We start from the raw sequence: 16,719 nt of genomic DNA on the forward strand, positions 1-16,719 counted from the left end.
ATGACGCTCACCGACCGGCTGCCGCGCTCCTCCGACCCCGCGAACCCCCCGGATCCCGCCGCGCTGGTGGACACCTTCGCCGAGTGGGCGTTCGACGAGCGCGGTCTGTCGCTGTACCCGGCGCAGGAGGAGGCGCTGCTGGAGCTGGTCACCGGCGCCAACGTGATCCTCTCGACGCCGACGGGCTCGGGGAAGTCGCTGGTCGCGATCGGCGCGCACGCCGCGGCGCTGGCCCGCGGTGAGCGCAGCTTCTACACCGCGCCGATCAAGGCGCTGGTCAGCGAGAAGTTCTTCGCGCTGTGCGAGGTGTTCGGCGCGGACAAGGTCGGCATGCTCACCGGCGACGCCGCGGTGAACGAGAAGGCGCCGATCATCTGCTGCACCGCGGAGATCCTGGCGAACCTCGCCCTGCGCGAGGGCCCCGGGACCGACGTCGGCTCGGTGATCATGGACGAGTTCCACTTCTACGCCGACCCGTCGCGCGGCTGGGCCTGGCAGGTGCCGATCGTCGAGCTGCCGCAGGCGCAGTTCCTGCTGATGAGCGCCACGCTGGGCGACACGTCGTTCTTCGCGGAGGACCTGACCCGGCGCACCGGGCGGGAGACCGCGGAGATCACCTCCGTGGAGCGGCCGGTGCCGCTGCACTTCCGCTACGTCGTCGAGCCGCTGCACGAGACGATCACCGAGCTGCTGTCGACGCGTGAGGCGCCGGTCTACGTCGTGCACTTCACCCAGCAGGCCGCCGTCGAACGGGCGCAGGCGCTGATGAGCGTCAACGTCACCTCCAAGGAGGACAAGGCCGCGATCGCCGAGACGATCGGGGCGTTCCGGTTCACCTCCGGCTTCGGCCGCACCCTGTCCCGCCTCGTGCGCCACGGGATCGGCGTGCACCACGCCGGCATGCTCCCCCGCTACCGGCGGCTGGTGGAGACCCTCGCCCAGGCCGGCCTGCTCAAGGTCATCTGCGGTACCGACACCCTCGGCGTCGGCATCAACGTGCCGATCCGCACGGTGCTGTTCACCGCCCTGTCCAAGTACGACGGGCGCCGCGTGCGCCCGCTCAAGGCCCGCGAGTTCCACCAGATCGCCGGCCGCGCCGGCCGGGCCGGGTACGACACCGTCGGCACCGTCGTCGCGCAGGCCCCCGAGCACGACATCGAGAACGCCAAGGCACTGGCCAAGGCGGGCGACGACCCGAAGAAGCGCCGCAAGGTACAGCGCAAGCAGCCGCCCGAGGGGTTCGTCGGCTGGTCGGAGACCTCGTTCGAGAAGCTGCAGCAGGCGCGTCCGGAGCCGCTGACCAGCCACTTCGAGGTCACCCACGCGATGCTGCTCAACGTGGTGTCGCGCGGCGGGGACACCTACGCCGCGATGGAGCACCTGCTCACCGACAACCACGAGCCCCGCAAGCGGCAGCTGAAGCACATGCTGCGGGCGATCGCGATCTACCGGGCGCTGCGCACCTCCGGCGTCGTCGAGCAGTACACCGTGGACGGTGCGACCCGTCCACGGGCGCGGGTGGTCGACGAGCTGCAGCTGGACTTCGCGCTCAACCAGCCGCTGTCGCCGTTCGCGCTCGCGGTGTTCGAGCTCCTCGACCGGGAGTCGCCGACCTACGCCCTCGACGTGCTCTCGGTGATCGAGTCGACCCTCGACGACCCCCGCCAGATCCTCGCCGCCCAGCAGAACAAGGCCCGCGGCGAGGCGATCGCGGCGATGAAGGCCGACGGCATCGAGTACGAGGAGCGGATGGCCCGCCTGGAGGAGGTCACCCACCCCAAGCCGCTGGACGAGATGCTGCACGCCGCGCTGGAGACCTACCGCCGCGGCGCACCGTGGGTCGCCGACGCCGTCCTGTCGCCGAAGTCGGTGGTCCGGGACATGAGCGAGCGGGCGATGACGTTCACCGAGTACGTCTCGCACTACCAGCTCGCCCGCTCCGAGGGCCTGGTGCTGCGCTACCTGGCCGACGCCTACCGGGCGCTGCGCCAGACCGTGCCCGAGCACGCCCGCACCGAGGAGCTCACCGACCTCGTGGAGTGGCTGGGCGAGCTGGTCCGCCAGACCGACTCCTCGCTGCTCGACGAGTGGGAGAAGCTCGCCGCCGGGGCGGGTGCCGACGGGGAGGTGCTGCCGCCGGGGGCCGAGGTCGCCGTCGCCACGCCGACCGGGGTCACCGGCAACGCCCGCGCGTTCCGGGTCATGGTGCGCAACGCGCTGTTCCGCCGGGTGGAGCTCGCGGCGATGGGCCGCTACGCCGAGCTGGGCGACCTCGACGCCGACGCCGGCTGGACCGCCGACCGCTGGCGGGACGCCCTGGCCCCCTACTTCGCGATCCACGACCGGATCGGCTTCGGGCCGGACGCGCGCGGGCCCGAGCTGTTCGACCTCACCGAGGAGACCGACCGCTGGCTGGTGCGCCAGGTCCTCGACGACCCGGCGGGCGACCGGGACTGGGCGATCACCGCCGAGGTGGACCTCGCCGCCTCGGACGAGGCCGGTGAGGCCGTCGTGTGGGTGACGGACGTGACCGACGGGTCGCCGGCCTGACCCGATCGGCCCGTCGCGGGACGTGGACGTAACCCGGTCGGCCCCACCGGGCGGGCCGGATCGGTTACGGTGTCCACCGATCACGAGGGAAGTCCCTCCCACCGGAGCGAACGGGGGCGGTGGATGCAGCAGGCCGACGTCGCCGCTGCTCGCGCCGACCACGGACGGGCGCTCGTCCCCGCAGCACTCCCCGACCCCGCCGACCTCGCCGGTCCCTGGGCCTCGGAGCTGGCCCGGCACTCGGTGCTGCCGGCCACCGAGCTCCGCCCGGTCCTCGACCGGGTGACCGCGCAGCTGCGGGAGGCCGCGCTGGCGGAGCGGTACGACCCGGCCCTCCCGGCGGCCGCCGGCGGGGACCTGGTGCGGGCGCGGATCCACCAGCCGGGCTGCCTGGAGATCGGGATGGAGCTGCTCGGGGCGCACCTGGAGCCGGCCGCGGACACCGCCGCCCGGGTCCGGCGGATCGCGGCCGTGCTGGCGGCGTTCGCCCGTGGGTTCACCGAGGCGACCCGCAGCCTGGTCCTCGCCGAGCACGAGCAGGTCACCCGGGCCGCGCTGGAGGCCCGCCGCGTCGCCGAGGAGGCCCGCCGCCGCTCGGACCTGCGGCTGCGGACCGTCGTCGACTCCGCAGCCGTCGGGATCGTGATCTTCGAGCCGGACGGGCGGCTCGTCGAGGTGAACGAGACCGCCGCCGTCATGACCGGGTACACGCCCGCCCATCTGCTGAGGATGCGGGTCACCGACTTCGTGTCCCGGGAGTCGGCGCCGGAGGTGTGGGCGGAGCGGCCTCGGCTGCTCGACGGCTCCCTGGACCGGCTCCGGGTGGTCCGCCCGGTCCGGCGCGCCGACGACAGCGACGTGTGGATCGACGCCGTGGTCACCCTGCTCGGCGGGGTCGGCGGTGAGGAGCAGCTGCTCGTCGCGGTGGTGTCCGACGTGACCGACCAGTTGCTGATGCAGGAGAGCCTGGCGCACCAGGCGTCGCACGACCCGCTGACCGGGCTGCCGAACCGGTCGCTGTTCTTCGAACGCCTGGGCGCCGCGATCGACGCGGGCTCCTCCGGTGCCCGCCCGGGGGTCTGCTACCTGGACCTGGACGGGTTCAAGGTCGTCAACGACACCCTGGGCCACCAGGCCGGGGACCGGCTGCTGCAGGTGCTGGCCGACCGGCTCCGGGGCGCGTTGGAGCCCGGCGGGCACCTCGTCGCGCGGATGGGCGGCGACGAGTTCGTCGTGCTGGTGCCGCGCACCGCCGACCGGGCCGAGCTGGAGGAGGTCGCGACCCGCGCGCTGGGGACCGTGCGCCGCCCGGTGCGCGTCGACGGCCGCGACATCGTGATCTCGGCGAGCGTCGGGGTGGTGCGCCACGACGGCGAGCTGGACACCGACGAGCTGATCGCCGCCGCCGACACCACCCTCTACTCGGCCAAGCGGGCCGGCCGCGGGCGCTACGTGCTCTACGACCGCGACCGGCACCGCGACGACGTCGCCCGCTTCGAGCTGTCCTCGCAGATGCCCGAGGCGCTGCGCCGCGACGACTTCGTGGTCGTCTACCAGCCCCTGGTGCGCCTGGCCGACGAGCAGACCATCGGGGTCGAGGCGCTGGTGCGCTGGCAGCGGCCCGACGGGCAGCTGCTGGGCCCGGACCGGTTCATCCCGCTCGCCGAGGAGACCGGGCTGGTCGTGCCGCTGGGCCGCCGGGTCCTCGACGAGGCGTGCCGGCAGGGCAGGGTCTGGGCCGACGCGTACCCGGACAGGCCGCTGACGATCAGTGTGAACGTCGCCGCCCGGCAGGTGACCGAGTCGGACCTGGTCGCCGACGTCGCGGCGACGCTGGAGCGCCACGACTGGCCGCCGGAGCTGCTGCAGGTCGAGCTGACCGAGTCCGACCTGATGGGCTCCCCCGGCCGGCCGCTGGCCACGCTGCGCGAGCTCGACCGGCTCGGCGTGAAGATCGCCATCGACGACTTCGGGACCGGTTACTCCAACCTCGCCTATCTGCGGCACCTGCCGGTGCACCGGCTCAAGCTGGCCGGGCACTTCCTGGCCGGGACCGCCGAGCGCGACGACGTCATCCTGCGCACGCTGATCTCGCTCGCCTCCGCGCTGGACCTGGAGGTCACCGCCGAGGCGGTGGAGACCCGGGAGCAGGCGGCGCGGCTGCGCGAGTACGGCTGTGCCAACGCGCAGGGCTGGTACTACGCACCCGCGGTCGTCGCGGAACGGGTCCCGGACCTGATCCGGGACCCGTTCCTGCGTGCCCTCTGAGCTCAGCCGTTGCGCTCGTCGCGCCAGGCGATCCAGTCCTTCAGCCGGGACAGGTCGTAGCCGCCCTGGCCGTCCTGGCCGACGGTGAACAGGCGCACCCCGGCGTCGTACAGGGCGGCGCCGTCGTCCTCCGGGGCGCCCTCGACGCCGACCGAGCGTTCGATCTCCGCCGGGTCGCGGCCGATGTCGCGGCAGTGCCCGTCGAGGATGCCGCTCTTGCGGGTGACGGTGTCGACGTCGCCGAAGCCGTGCCAGATGCCGGCGTGCTCGGCGGTGTAGCGCAGGGTCTTCTTCTCGCCCCCGCCGCCGATGAGGATCGGGATGTCGCGGGTCGGTGCCGGGTTGAGCGCCGACCAGCGGCTCCGGATGCGGGGCAGGGCCGCGGCCAGGTCGTTCAGCCTGCCGCCCGCGGTGCCGAACTCGTAGCCGTACTCGTCGTAGTCGCGCTGGAACCAGCCGGAGCCGATGCCCAGGATCAACCGGCCGTCGGAGATGTGGTCGACGGTGCGCGCCATGTCGGCGAGCAGCTCGGGGTTGCGGTAGCTGTTGCAGGTCACCAGGGCGCCGATCTCCACCCGGGAGGTCGCCTCCGCCCAGGCGCCGAGCATGGTCCAGCACTCGAAGTGCTTGCCGTCGGGCTCGCCGTAGAGCGGGAAGAAGTGGTCCCAGTTGAAGACGACGTCGACGCCGGCCTCCTCGGCGGCGGCCACGGTGCGGCGGATGTCGGCGTAGTCGGCGTGCTGGGGCTGCAGCTGCAGTCCGATGCGGACGGGACGGGGATCGGTCATGTCCCCATCCTGGCCCCGGCGGCCGGGCCCCGCAGGGCACCCGCGGGACCGGCGGGTCAGAGCCGGCGCAGCCCGGCCAGCACCCGGTCCATCAGCGCGACGCTCGGCCCGTCCTCCGCCGAGGACACACCGTGCACCACCAGGCGCCCCTCGGAGGCGAGGTCGTCGATGAGCACCCGGGCGACGCCCAGCGGCACCGCGGCGAGCGCCGCGACCTCCGACACCGACCGGGGCCGGGTGCACAGCCGCAGCACCGCGGCGCGCTCGACCGAATCGGCCCGCGGGACGGGGCCGGGGGCGGGCCGCACCGAGACCAGCGTCTCCAGCCGCAGCTCGGCGCGGACCCGGGTGCGGCCGCCGGTCATGACGTAGGGCCGGACCGGGGCGAACGCCGGGACCTGGAGCGGCGCGGCGTCCGGCTGCGCGGTGAGCCGGGGCGTCGGGTGCGGGGGCGCGGGCGGGGAGGACACGGGGCCCGCCGCCGCGGCCGGACGCCCCGGTCCCGGCTCGGGGCGGCCGGCGACCACGGGCAGCGGTGCGGTGTCGGCGGGCCCGGGCGTGCCGGTGTCGTCCTCCGGGACGCGACCGGTTCCGGCCGCCGCGGGGTCACCGGTCGCGGAGCCGCCCACCGCGGTGTCGTCGGCCGGGCGCCCGTCCGTCTCCGCGCGGGCCGCCGCACGGCGCGCCGCCCGCTCACGGCGGCTCAGCCGGGTGCGCTTCGCGGAGTGCCCGCCGAACCGGGCCCCGGTCACCCCGACCAGGTTCTCCGGCCCGGACCCCGGCTCCTCCGCCACGACGACGGGCTCCGGATCCGGCTCCGGCGGCCTGCCGTGCGGGTACTCCGGGTCGGGGGCGTGCCGGGACGGGGGCGCCCCGAACCGGGCCCCAGTGCGTCCGATCTCCGACCGTGCCATCCACCCTCCGCGCCTCGCGGCCGCGGCGGCCCGCGGGCGCCGCTGTCGTCCGTTCCGTCCCGCGGTGCGGTCGTCGTCACGATGCGCCACCGGGGAGCCACAGGGTGGCGCGGGACGGCTACCGCACCGTGTCGCCCGTGTCACATCCGTGTGACGCGACCCTGTCGGTGCAGGTCACGAGGACCGTGGTTCACCCGATCCGGCTAGCGGCGCAGCAGCGTGGTGAACGCGGCCAGCGCCTGCCCGGCGATCCGCTCGGCCGCGGGCACGACGCCGAGGAACGCGACGTAGCCGTGGATGAGACCGGGTCCGTCGACCTCGACGACCTCCACCCCGCCCGTGCGCAGCGCCACGGCCCAGTCGCGGCCCTCGTCGCGCAGCGGGTCGAACTCGGCAGTGGCGACCACGGCGGGCGCCAGCCCGGACGGGTCGGCGGGCGCGGCGGCCCCCAGCGGCGCGACCTCGGGGCCGGCCGGGGTGGGGCCGGACAGCAGTCTGTCCCAGAACCAGCGCATGTCCGCGGCGGTGAGGAAGTAGCCCTCACCGTTCTCCCGGTGCGACGGCGTCACCCCCTCCGGCGCGAGCGCCGGGTAGAACAACAGCTGGGCGGCCGGGCGCGGGCCGCCGCGGTCGCGGCAGCGCAGTGCCAGACCGGCGACCATGCTCGCCCCGGCGCTGTCGCCGGCCAGCCCGAGCCGCCGGCCCGGGAACCGGTCCGCGACGGCGAGCAGCGCGGCCCAGGCGTCGTCGAGCGGGGCGGGGTGCGGGTGCTCGGGCGCGAGCCGGTAGTCCACCGCGACGACGACCGCTCCGGTCGCATTCGCCACCCGCCGGCACACCGGGTCGTGGGTCTCCAGGTCCCCGACGACCCACCCGCCGCCGTGCAGGTAGAGCACCACGGCCGCGCCGTCGTCGCCCTCGGGGACGTAGGTGCGCAGCGGCACCGGGCCCCCCGGGCCGGGGACGGTGTCGTCGTCGACCCGGCCGACCTGCTCGGGGACGAACCCCGGACCGCGTCGGGCCAGGGCGAGCGACCGGTAGTGGGCCCGGGTGGCGACCGGGTCGCCGTCGCGGACCAGCGGCAGGGCCCCCGCCCCGGCGAGGGTGTCGAGCACGGTCCGGAACGCGGGGTCGAGCGCCATGGTCGTGACGCTAGCCGGTCCACGGGGGATGTGCAGACAGCATTGTTCTAGTACATTGCGAACAAGTTCGGATCACTCGACGAGAGGGACGTGATGACCACACCCGTCGCGCACACGAGCCGCCGCCGGCTCCTCGCCACCGCACCGGCCACCGCGCTGACCGTCGCGGGCCTGGCCACCCTGGTGGCGACCCAGCCGCCCGGCCGGACGCTCCCGAGCACCCTCGCGGTGGTCGTCGTGGGCCTGCTCGCGATCGGGCTGCCGCTGCTGCGGCTGCGCTCCGGGCGGCCCGACGTGGAGCGCCGCGCCGTCGGCACCGCCTGGGCCTTCGCCGTCATCGTGTGGTGGGTGCCCGGCACCCGGCTGGCTCCGCAGGTCCCGGGCTGGGCCTGGACCGCCGGCGTCCTGGCGGCGGTCGCCGCCGCCTACGGCATCGGGCACCTGCTGGCCGGACCGGACGCCCCGCGGCCGCCGGCGACCGGCAGCGCCCCGGCCGGTGCGGTGCGCACCCCGCTCGCACCCGGTGAGCGGTACCTGTGGGCCCGGACCGTGCTGTCCCGCCCCACCCTGGTCGTCGCGGCGGTGCTGCTCCTGGCGGCCGTCGCCCAGCTGCCGGCCGGCGGCAGCGCGGTGCTGGTCGTCGTGCTCGTCGCCGCCGCCCTCGTCTCGACCGCACTGACCGCCGTCGCCCGGGTCCGCGTCGACGGCGACGGGGTGCACGTCCGGCAGGCGCTGCTCGGACGACCGCTGGCCGAGGCACCGCTCGCCGAGGTCCGCGGCGCGCGATCGGAGCAGCTCGACCCGGAACGCTTCGGCTGGAACGAGTACGGCGTCCTGCGCCGGTCGCCGTCCGTGCTCGGCTACCGCGCCCGGCGGGCCGGGGAGGCGCTGGTGCTCGACCTCACCGACGACCGCCGGTTCGTCGTCACGGTGCCCGACGCGGCCACCGCGGCCGGGCTGGTCAACGCCGAGCTCGACCGTCGCGCCGGGCACGGCGCGGCCGGTGCCGCACCGTCGTGCTGATCCGGGTCGACCCGTCGTCGCCGGTGCCGCTCGGGGACCAGGTCGCGGCCTCGGTCCGCCGGGCGGTCGCCGACGGCCGGGCCGCCGCCGGGGACCGGCTGCCCCCGGCCCGCGAGGTCGCGGGCGCACTGGGGATCAACCTGCACACCGTGCTGCGCGGCTACCAGCAGCTGCGCGACGAGGGCCTGGTCGACCTGCGGCGCGGCCGCGGGGCCGTGCTCACCGAGCGGGCCACGGGTGGACGCGCCGAGCTGGAGCGCAAGGCCGGTGAGCTGGCCGAGCTCGCCCGGCGGCTCGGGCTCGACGAGTCCGACGCACTCGGCGCGGTGCGGGCGGCCTTCCGCTGACGCCGCGGCGCCGCCGTCAGCCGAGCGGGCTGCGCGGCAGCAGCCGGTCGGAGATGATCTTGCGCTGGATCTCGCTGGTCCCCTCGAAGATCGTGGTCAGCCGGGCGTCGCGCCAGTGTCGTTCCACCTGGTGCTCGGTGGTGTAGCCGTTGCCGCCGTGCAGCTGGATGCCGTCCGCGGTGACCTCGGCGGCCATCTCGGTGGCCAGCAGCTTGACCATCGCCGCCTCCCGCTCGCAGGGCTCGCCGAGGTCGAGCCGGTGCGCCACGTTCTGGTAGAAGGCGCGGGCCTGCTCGACCCGGGCGGCCATCGTCGCGAGGGTGAACCGGACGGCCTGGAAGTCGCCGATCGGGTGCTCGAACTGGTGGCGTCGCTGCAGGTAGCGCACGCAGTCCTCGACGGCGGCCCTGGCGAGCCCGACCGCCCGCGCGGCGGTGTGCACCCGGGCGATGTTCAGCCACGACTGGGCGTCGGCGAAGCCCTCGCCGCCGGCGCCGAGCTGGTTGCCGACCGGCACCCGCACGCCGTCGAACTCCAGGTCCCAGGTGACGAAGCCGTGGTAGCCGATCTTGTCGATCGGGCGGCCGGTGATCCCGGCGGGGAAGGTGTCGCGCTCCTTCTCCACGACGACCGTCGCCAGGCCCGCGGAGCGCTTCTCCCCCGGCGCAGGGTCGTCGGTGCGCACCAGCACCTGGATGAAGTCGGCGGCCTTGGCGTTGCCGGTCCAGCGCTTGTGCCCGGTGATCACGAACTCGTCGCCGTCGCGGACCGCGCGGGTCTCCACCCCGGCCAGGTCGGACCCGGCGTCGGGCTCGGACAGCGCGATCGCGCCGATCCACTGCCCGCGGGCCGACCGGCGCAGCAGCTCCGCACGGCGCTCCGGGTCGGTGACGGCGGTCCCGGCGCCCTGCGCGCGGGCGATGATCGACCCGACGCTCATCCACGCCCGCGCCAGCTCCTCGGCGACCATGCAGTACTCGAACGCTCCGAGGCCCAGCCCGCCGTGCTCACGGTCGACGGTGATGCCGAAGTAGCCCAGCTCGCCCATCTCGTCGAGCAGGTCGCGCGGGATCTCGCCCTTGCGCGGGTCCAGCTCGTCGGCGACGGGCAGCACCCGGGTCGCGGCGAACTCACGGGCCTGCTTCTGCAGCGCCTCGCGCTCGGGGGTGTGGTACGGCGCGGTCAGTACCGGGACAGGCGGCTCGAGAAGGTCGTCACTGGCCATGGGCGCAGTATCACCCGTCCCGGCCGTCCCCGCCCGGACGCGACCGGTCCGGCCCCGACCTTCGGCACAGGACCGCTGCGGCACGCATCGCCGCGTGCGCATGTCCGCACGGGGTGGGAGGGTCGGCCGCGGGCGGCGCGGCCCGACCCGTGGGGGCGCGGGATCGGTGTGGCCGCGACGCCGCCGCGCGGCCGCGACCGCGGTCCGCGCGTCCATGCAGGAGGGGAGCGCACCATGCCCGACAACCGCGTCGTCGTGTACAAGGGACCCGGCGAGGTCGCCGTCGAGTCGATCGACTACCCGAAGCTGGAGCTGCCCACCGACGTCGTCGACGGCCTCGGCATCGCGCGGAAGGCTCCGCACGCGGCGATCCTGAAGATCGTCACCACCAACATCTGCGGATCCGACCAGCACATGGTCCGCGGCCGCACCACCGCACCGGTCGGGCAGTCGCTCGGCCACGAGATCACCGGCGAGATCGTCGAGGTCGGCGACGACGTGCTGTTCGCGAAGGTCGGCGACATCTGCTCGGTGCCGTTCAACATCGCCTGCGGGCGCTGCCGGATGTGCAACGAGGGCAAGACCGGCGTCTGCCTCAACGTCAACCCGGCCCGTCCCGGCGCCGCCTACGGCTACGTCGACATGGGCGGCTGGATCGGCGGCCAGGCCGAGTACGTGATGGTGCCCTTCGCCGACTTCAACCTGCTGCGCTTCCCCGACCGCGACCAGGCGTTGGAGAAGATCCTCGACCTCACGATGCTGTCGGACATCTTCCCGACCGGCTACCACGGCGCGGTGACCGCCGGGGTCACCACCGGATCGACGGTCTACGTGGCCGGCGCCGGGCCGGTCGGGCTGGCCGCGGCACACGCCGCACAGCTGCTGGGGGCGGCGGCGGTCGTCGTCGGGGACATGATCCCCGAGCGGCTCGCGCAGGCGCGCAGCTTCGGCTGCGAGACGGTCGACCTGTCCGGCGACGGCACCCTGGCCGAGCAGCTGGAGCAGCTGCTCGGCGAGCCCGAGGTCGACGCCGCCGTCGACGCCGTCGGGTTCGAGGCCCGCGGGCACGGCCGCGACGCCGGGGAGGCGCCCGCGACCGTGCTGAACTCGGTCATGGAGGTGACCCGGGTCGGCGGCGCGCTCGGCATCCCGGGGCTCTACGTCACCGGCGACCCGGGTGCCGCCGACGACAAGGCCAAGGAGGGCACCCTCGGCGTGCGGATCGGGCTGGGCTGGGCGAAGTCGCACAGCCTCACCACCGGCCAGTGCCCGGTGAAGAAGTACAACCGGCAGCTGATGCAGGCGATCCTGTCCGACCGGGCGCAGATCGCGAAGGCGGTCAACGCGACCACGATCTCGCTGGACGACGCCCCGCGCGGCTACCAGGAGTTCGACGGCGGCGTGGCCCGCAAGTTCGTGATCGACCCGCACGGCAGCGTCGCGGCGTGAGACCGGCCGGGTCCGGTACCGCCGTCACGGTGCCGGACCCGGCTCACCCGCCCGCCCCGGCCGCGCGCCGGTAGAGCTCGGCGGCGGCGCGGGAGAAGCCGTCGGGCACCCCGGCGGCGGCGAACGCGTCGGCCGCCTCGTCCATCTCCCCCGCCCAGCGCCACGCCTTTCCCGCCATCCGCTCGCGGGCGCGGGCCAGCGCGGCGGCGTGGTCGATCCCGGCCCGGTCCAGCTCGGCGTGCAGGGCCCCGGTGACGCCGAACGCCGCGGCGGCCTCCTCCAGCGCCAGCCACAGCATGGGTGCCGCCTTGCTCTGCAGCGCGAAGCACGCCTTCAGCCCGCTCGCGGCGCCCAGGTCGGTCCCGGCGGTGCCGAGCACCCGGGCGTCGAACGGCCCCGGCTCGAACAGGGTGGCGGCGGTGTCCGCCCCGGGCCCGGACAGCCACAGCGTCGTGGTGCCGACCGTCCAGGCGGGCGGGCCGATGACGGCGCCGTCGCAGACGGTCGCGCGGTCGCCGAGCAGTGTCGCGATGCCGCGGACGGTGTCCGGGGACACCGCGTTGGCCTCGACGTAGAGCGGGCGGTCGGTGCGCCCGGCCAGCCCGGCGCCGACCAGGCCCGCGACCTCGCGCGCGGCGTGCGGCGGGCAGATCGACACGATCACGTCGGCCCGGGCGGCGAGGTCGGCGACGGTCGGCACCGCCTGCAGGTCGGCCAGCTCGGCGCGCTTGGCGGTGGCGTGCGAGCGCCCGGCGTCGGCCCAGATCACCGCGCCCGCGCGGGCCTTGAGCGCCGATCCGAGCGCGGCGCCCATCGCGCCGGGGTGCAGGACCCCGACCACCGGCCGGGTGGGCAGGGACACCGGCTGCGCGGACGGCGACGACATGGGGTGATGATGGCACCCCGCCCCACCCGTCGCGGCGGGCTCACCCCGTCCCGAGTGCGGCGGCCAGGTCGTCGAGCACCACGCGCGCGGCCTGCGGGCCCGCGTTGAGGAACCAGGTGTCGTCGTCGACGGCGGTGATGTGCCGGTCCCGGACCGCGCCGAGCGAGGCCCCGACCCCCTCGGTCAGCAGGGCCGGGGGCGGCGCGCCGGGAGCCGCGCCCTGGACGCCGTAGACGATCCGTCCGCCGTCGGCCAGGCCGAGCTCCTCGGTGGACAGGTCCCGCGAGGTGGCGGCAAAGCGCTGGCTCTGCGGCCGGGCGATCCCGGCCTCGGCGAGCAGGGAGCCGGGGAAGGAGCCGACGCCGAAGACCCGGACCCGGGTGGGCTGGATGCGCAGCAGCGACACCTCGACCGACCCGGCCCGCGCGCCGACGGCGCGGGCCCGCCCGGCGAGGTCGTCGACGAGTGCCTGCGCGGCACCGGCCCGGCCCAGCGCGGACCCGACGAGCAGCAGGTCGGTCCGCCAGTTCACCCCGTTGCCCCGGGTCATCACGGTGGGTGCGATCGCGGACAGCCGGGGGTGGAAGTCCGCCGCCCCGGCGACGTTGGCCAGGATCAGGTCCGGACGTGCCGCGGCGACCGCCTCGATCGCCGGGTCGGTGCGCAGGCCGACGTCGGCCATCGCCGCCAGCGCGGCCCGGTGCTGCGGGAACGCCGCGGTGAGGTAGGCCGGGACCATCGTGGCCGCCTCGGCCCGGGTGGACCCGACGGGGACGACGCCGAGGGACAGCAGCCCGTCGAGCTGCCCGGTGGAGATGACCACGATCCGCCGGGGCTCGGCCGGGATCGTCGTGGTGCCCATCTCGTGGGTGACGGTGCGCGGGAAGACACCGTCGGGTTCCGGCGAGCCCTGCCCGGCGGGCAGCACGGTGGGAGCACCCCCGTCCCCGCCCGCGGGGACGGGGGTCTCGGTGGCCCCGGCGCCGCAGCCGGCGAGCAGGACCAGGCACAGCGCGGCGACCGGGACACGGACCACGGCACGGACAGGGAAGGTGCGCCTCACCTGTGTATCCCAGCGGACAGGCGCCCGGCGCACAACGAGACGCCGGTCTCGACTGGCGTGTCGGGCGGGCGGGGCGGCACGGTCGACGCATGACCCCTGATCCACTGTTCACCGGCGACGCGGTCGGTGGCTGGCTCCAGCTGCCCTCCCCCGCCGTCGCCGAGATCGCCGGCTCCGTCGGGTTCGACCTGGTCTGCGTCGACACCCAGCACGGCCTGATCGGCGACGACACCGTCCTGGGCATGCTGCAGGCCCTGTCCGCGACGCGCACGCCGTCGCTGGTGCGGGTCCCCGGCCACGGCGCCGAGGGCATCGGGCGGGCCCTGGACCGGGGCGCCGACGGCGTGATCGTCCCGCTGGTCGACACCGCCGAGCAGGCCGCTGCGGCGGTCGCGGCGTGCCGCTACCCGCCGGACGGGGTCCGCAGCTTCGGGCCGGTCCGCCCCTCGTGGCAGGACCGCGACGTGTTCGCACCGCCGCGCACGGTGGTGATGGTGGAGACGGTCGCGGCCGTGGCGAACCTGGCCGACATCGTGGCCGTCGACGGTGTCGCGGCGGTGTTCGTCGGGCCGTCGGACCTGGCCCTGGCGCACGGGCTCCCGCTCGCCGCCCAGGGCGACGACGGCCCGGAGTCCGACCGGCACGCCGAGCTGGTCTCCGGGATCGCCGCGGTGTGCGCGGGGGCCGGGGTGCCGGTGGGGATCTACTGCGACTCCCCCGCACACGTGCGCCGCTTCCGGGGGCTGGGGTGCACCTTCACGATGCTCGCCGCCGAGCAGGCGATCCTGCGGTCGGCGCTGGCGGAGAAGCTGGCCGACGCCCGGCCCTGAGTCGTCAGCCCGCGGAGCGGTCGGGCGCAGCGGGACGGTCGGGCACAGCGGGACGGTCGGCCGGGGCGGTGCGGGCGGGCTCCCGGGCGTCGACCATCGTGAGCCCGGTGAGCCGGCCGGCCACCCCGCGGTGGCCGGTGCTGCGCCGGAGCCCGACCAGGCCCGCGATCCCCCACAGCAGCCCGAGCACGCCGAGCGCGCCTGACGGCCCGGACAGCAGCAGGAACCCCCCGGTGCCGAGCAGTACCCGGGCGAGGCGGCGCCCGCGGCCGGGGACGCCGCCGGGCAGCGCGGGCCGCAGCCGCACCGCCCGCTGGCCGACGGTGCCGCCGCGCCCCACCAGCGGTACCACCAGGAACACCAGCAGCGGCAGCCAGAACCCGAGGACGGTGTTCGCGGTGTCGAACCAGTCGGGCAGCGGCCCGCCGGTGTACCCGGTCAGCGCGGTCCCGGCGAGCAGCAGCGAGCCGAGCAGGGACCCGGTCACCCAGACCGCCGCCAGGTCGCAGAGGGCCCCGAGCAGCCGGCGCCCGGCCGTCACCGGGGCCGGCCGGTCGGGGTCGGCGCCGGCGTCCCACGAGCGGGGCCGCACCAGGGCCGCGGCGAGACCGCCGAGCAACGCGCCCGCGGTGTTGGCGATCAGGTCGTCGACGTCGGCGAGCCGGTAGGCGCACGGGAACAGGAACCAGTTGCCGGTGTACTGGGTGGCCTCGACGAGCAGGGACACCGCGAGCCCGGCGGCCACGGTGACCGGCAGCGAGCGGCGGAACACCCCGCGCAGGAACCAGCCCAGCGGCGCGAACAGCGCCACGTTGAGCACCACCTGCTGCACCGCGGCGTTCGCGAGCCAGGCCCGCACCCCGGTCGCGTCCTGGCGGGCGGCGATCCGGGTGATGTCGCCGACGAAGGCGAACGGCCGGGTCTGCAGCGAGTCCGCCGCGGTCCGCCCCGCGCAGAACGCCGCGTCGACCTGGGGCAGCGGGAGCAGGGTGTAGCCGAGGACCGCCAGCCCGTACACCGGGACGGCGACGAGGACGGCCAGCTCGCCGGGCCCGAAACGGCCGCGGCGGCGGTAGGTCAGCGCCACGGCGGGCACGAGCACGGCGAGCACCAGCGCCGACCCGAGCCCGATCGCGAGCACCCCGGGGATGATCCGGTCGTTCACGGTCGCCGACGTTAGCGACCGCCCGGGGTGCGCCCGGGGACCGAAACGGGTGGTTCAGCCCAGGACGTCGAGGATCTGCTGGGCGGCGAGGGTGGGGGTGAGCCCGCCGTCGCGGACCTCGGCGGTGAGCTTCGGGAGCCGCTCGGCCGTCGCCGGGTCGTGCAGCACCCGGTCCATGAGCCGGTCGCGCACCATCTGCCACATCCACTCGACCTGCTGGTCGGCGCGCCGGGTCGCGAGCTCGCCGCCGGAGTCGAGGGCCTCGCGGTGGGCGGTGACCTTCTCCCACACGGCGTCCAGGCCCTTCCCGGTCTGCGCGGAGCAGGACAGCACCGGGGTGCGCCAGTGCGCCGAGGTGGGGGTCATCATGTGCAGCGCGCCGGCGAGCTCGCGGGCCGCGGCGCGGGCGTCGCGCTCGTGCGGGCCGTCGGCCTTGTTCACGGCGACGACGTCGGCGAGCTCCAGGATGCCCTTCTTGATCCCCTGCAGCGCGTCGCCGGTGCGGGCGATGGTGAGGAACAGGAAGGTGTCGACCATCCCGGCGACGGCGGTCTCGGACTGGCCGACCCCGACGGTCTCGACGAGGACGACGTCGAACCCGGCGGCCTCCATGACCACCATCGTCTCCCGGGTGCGGCGGGCGACCCCGCCGAGCGTGCCCGCCGAGGGCGAGGGCCGCACGAACGCGTGCGGGTCGACGGCCAGGCGCGGCATCCGGGTCTTGTCACCCAGGATGGACCCGCGGGTACGGGTGGACGACGGGTCGACGGCGAGGACCGCCACCCGGTGGCCCCGGGAGGTGAGCGTGGAACCCATCGCCTCGATGAAGGTCGACTTCCCGACCCCGGGTACCCCGGAGATGCCGACCCGCACCGCGTGCCCGGCCTTGGGTGTCAGCTCCAGGAGCAGCTCCTGGGCGGCCCGCTGGTGGTCGGGCCTGCTGGACTCGACCAGGGTGATCGCCCGGGCGAGCAGGGTGCGGTCGCCGGCCAGGACACCGCGAGCGAGCTCCGCGGGGTCGGGGACGCGAGGGGCCATCGGCGGGACTCTCCTTGCGGGTCGGCGCCGC

Annotated in this window: 14 protein-coding genes; 6 read left to right on the forward strand and 8 right to left on the reverse strand. The window is 75.5% G+C overall.

Annotation, left to right across the window (positions count from 1 at the left end):
• Together KPF22_RS15875 and KPF22_RS15880 are read left to right on the forward strand one after the other, a co-directional pair.
• The gene (locus tag KPF22_RS15875; RefSeq protein ID WP_224402520.1) at positions 1-2,550 is read left to right on the forward strand and encodes an RNA helicase; all 2,550 of its coding nucleotides are present in this window, start codon (positions 1-3) and stop codon (positions 2,548-2,550) included.
• Positions 2,551-2,673: 123 nt separating this feature from the next.
• Complete coding sequence (locus tag KPF22_RS15880; protein ID WP_224402521.1) at positions 2,674-4,818, forward strand: bifunctional diguanylate cyclase/phosphodiesterase; 2,145 nt, start codon at positions 2,674-2,676, stop codon at positions 4,816-4,818.
• Between the two features lie 2 nt (positions 4,819-4,820).
• Here KPF22_RS15880 and KPF22_RS15885 read toward each other — a convergent pair whose 3' ends face one another.
• The 3 genes from KPF22_RS15885 to KPF22_RS15895 form a co-directional block, all read right to left on the reverse strand.
• Positions 4,821-5,606, reverse strand: coding sequence for an LLM class F420-dependent oxidoreductase (locus KPF22_RS15885; protein ID WP_208820301.1), 786 nt, complete (start codon positions 5,604-5,606; stop codon positions 4,821-4,823).
• A 56-nt stretch (positions 5,607-5,662) separates the two neighbouring features.
• Positions 5,663-6,520 carry a DUF742 domain-containing protein gene (locus tag KPF22_RS15890; protein WP_224402522.1) on the reverse strand — a complete coding sequence of 286 codons (858 nt, stop codon included), beginning with the start codon at positions 6,518-6,520 and terminating at the stop codon, positions 5,663-5,665.
• Positions 6,521-6,723: 203 nt separating this feature from the next.
• Positions 6,724-7,662: an alpha/beta hydrolase gene (locus tag KPF22_RS15895; protein ID WP_208820297.1), complete on the reverse strand. Its 939-nt coding sequence runs from the start codon at positions 7,660-7,662 to the stop codon at positions 6,724-6,726.
• Positions 7,663-7,755: 93 nt separating this feature from the next.
• Between KPF22_RS15895 and KPF22_RS15900 the strand changes: the two genes are divergently transcribed.
• Both KPF22_RS15900 and KPF22_RS15905 read left to right on the forward strand, forming a co-directional pair.
• Complete coding sequence (locus tag KPF22_RS15900) at positions 7,756-8,685, forward strand: hypothetical protein (RefSeq protein ID WP_224402523.1); 930 nt, start codon at positions 7,756-7,758, stop codon at positions 8,683-8,685.
• Entirely contained in the window at positions 8,679-9,032 is a 354-nt protein-coding gene (locus KPF22_RS15905; RefSeq protein ID WP_062394920.1) for a GntR family transcriptional regulator, read from the forward strand. Before KPF22_RS15900 ends, KPF22_RS15905 begins: the two co-directional genes overlap by 7 nt.
• A gap of 16 nt (positions 9,033-9,048) precedes the next feature.
• Here KPF22_RS15905 and KPF22_RS15910 read toward each other — a convergent pair whose 3' ends face one another.
• Positions 9,049-10,257, reverse strand: coding sequence for an acyl-CoA dehydrogenase family protein (locus tag KPF22_RS15910; protein WP_073574915.1), 1,209 nt, complete (start codon positions 10,255-10,257; stop codon positions 9,049-9,051).
• A 234-nt stretch (positions 10,258-10,491) separates the two neighbouring features.
• Here KPF22_RS15910 and fdhA point away from each other — a divergent pair, with 234 nt between their 5' ends.
• Positions 10,492-11,706: a formaldehyde dehydrogenase, glutathione-independent gene (fdhA, locus tag KPF22_RS15915; RefSeq protein ID WP_224402524.1), complete on the forward strand. Its 1,215-nt coding sequence runs from the start codon at positions 10,492-10,494 to the stop codon at positions 11,704-11,706.
• 43 nt (positions 11,707-11,749) lie between these two features.
• On the opposite strand, the gene KPF22_RS15920 is transcribed toward fdhA, so the two are convergent.
• Positions 11,750-12,592 carry an NAD(P)-dependent oxidoreductase gene (locus KPF22_RS15920; RefSeq protein WP_224402525.1) on the reverse strand — a complete coding sequence of 281 codons (843 nt, stop codon included), beginning with the start codon at positions 12,590-12,592 and terminating at the stop codon, positions 11,750-11,752.
• A 40-nt stretch (positions 12,593-12,632) separates the two neighbouring features.
• Positions 12,633-13,655: an ABC transporter substrate-binding protein gene (locus KPF22_RS15925; RefSeq protein ID WP_224402526.1), complete on the reverse strand. Its 1,023-nt coding sequence runs from the start codon at positions 13,653-13,655 to the stop codon at positions 12,633-12,635.
• Between the two features lie 89 nt (positions 13,656-13,744).
• Between KPF22_RS15925 and KPF22_RS15930 the strand changes: the two genes are divergently transcribed.
• Complete coding sequence (locus KPF22_RS15930) at positions 13,745-14,485, forward strand: HpcH/HpaI aldolase/citrate lyase family protein (RefSeq protein WP_224402527.1); 741 nt, start codon at positions 13,745-13,747, stop codon at positions 14,483-14,485.
• A 4-nt stretch (positions 14,486-14,489) separates the two neighbouring features.
• On the opposite strand, the gene KPF22_RS15935 is transcribed toward KPF22_RS15930, so the two are convergent.
• Both KPF22_RS15935 and meaB read right to left on the reverse strand, forming a co-directional pair.
• Positions 14,490-15,650 carry a VanZ family protein gene (locus KPF22_RS15935; protein ID WP_224402528.1) on the reverse strand — a complete coding sequence of 387 codons (1,161 nt, stop codon included), beginning with the start codon at positions 15,648-15,650 and terminating at the stop codon, positions 14,490-14,492.
• Between the two features lie 54 nt (positions 15,651-15,704).
• Positions 15,705-16,688 (reverse strand): methylmalonyl Co-A mutase-associated GTPase MeaB, encoded by a 984-nt coding sequence (meaB, locus tag KPF22_RS15940; protein WP_208820283.1) that lies wholly within the window; start codon positions 16,686-16,688, stop codon positions 15,705-15,707.
• Between the last annotated feature and the right edge of the window lie 31 nt (positions 16,689-16,719).

Origin of the sequence: Pseudonocardia sp. ICBG1034 (assembly GCF_020131375.1) — a bacterium.
Taxonomy (GTDB): Bacteria; Actinomycetota; Actinomycetes; order Mycobacteriales; family Pseudonocardiaceae; genus Pseudonocardia; species Pseudonocardia alni.

What these genes read in the sequence shown, in the direction of transcription:
- KPF22_RS15875 (WP_224402520.1), top strand. Translation starts at nt 1, where the DNA reads ATGACGCTCACCGACCGGCTGCCGCGCTCCTCCGACCCCGCGAACCCC.
- KPF22_RS15900 (WP_224402523.1), top strand. Translation starts at nt 7,756, where the DNA reads ATGACCACACCCGTCGCGCACACGAGCCGCCGCCGGCTCCTCGCCACC.
- KPF22_RS15885 (WP_208820301.1), bottom strand. Translation starts at nt 5,606, where the DNA reads ATGACCGATCCCCGTCCCGTCCGCATCGGACTGCAGCTGCAGCCCCAG.
- KPF22_RS15930 (WP_224402527.1), top strand. Translation starts at nt 13,745, where the DNA reads ATGACCCCTGATCCACTGTTCACCGGCGACGCGGTCGGTGGCTGGCTC.
- KPF22_RS15910 (WP_073574915.1), bottom strand. Translation starts at nt 10,257, where the DNA reads ATGGCCAGTGACGACCTTCTCGAGCCGCCTGTCCCGGTACTGACCGCG.
- KPF22_RS15920 (WP_224402525.1), bottom strand. Translation starts at nt 12,592, where the DNA reads ATGTCGTCGCCGTCCGCGCAGCCGGTGTCCCTGCCCACCCGGCCGGTG.
- KPF22_RS15895 (WP_208820297.1), bottom strand. Translation starts at nt 7,662, where the DNA reads ATGGCGCTCGACCCCGCGTTCCGGACCGTGCTCGACACCCTCGCCGGG.
- fdhA (WP_224402524.1), top strand. Translation starts at nt 10,492, where the DNA reads ATGCCCGACAACCGCGTCGTCGTGTACAAGGGACCCGGCGAGGTCGCC.
- meaB (WP_208820283.1), bottom strand. Translation starts at nt 16,688, where the DNA reads ATGGCCCCTCGCGTCCCCGACCCCGCGGAGCTCGCTCGCGGTGTCCTG.
- KPF22_RS15890 (WP_224402522.1), bottom strand. Translation starts at nt 6,520, where the DNA reads ATGGCACGGTCGGAGATCGGACGCACTGGGGCCCGGTTCGGGGCGCCC.
- KPF22_RS15880 (WP_224402521.1), top strand. Translation starts at nt 2,674, where the DNA reads ATGCAGCAGGCCGACGTCGCCGCTGCTCGCGCCGACCACGGACGGGCG.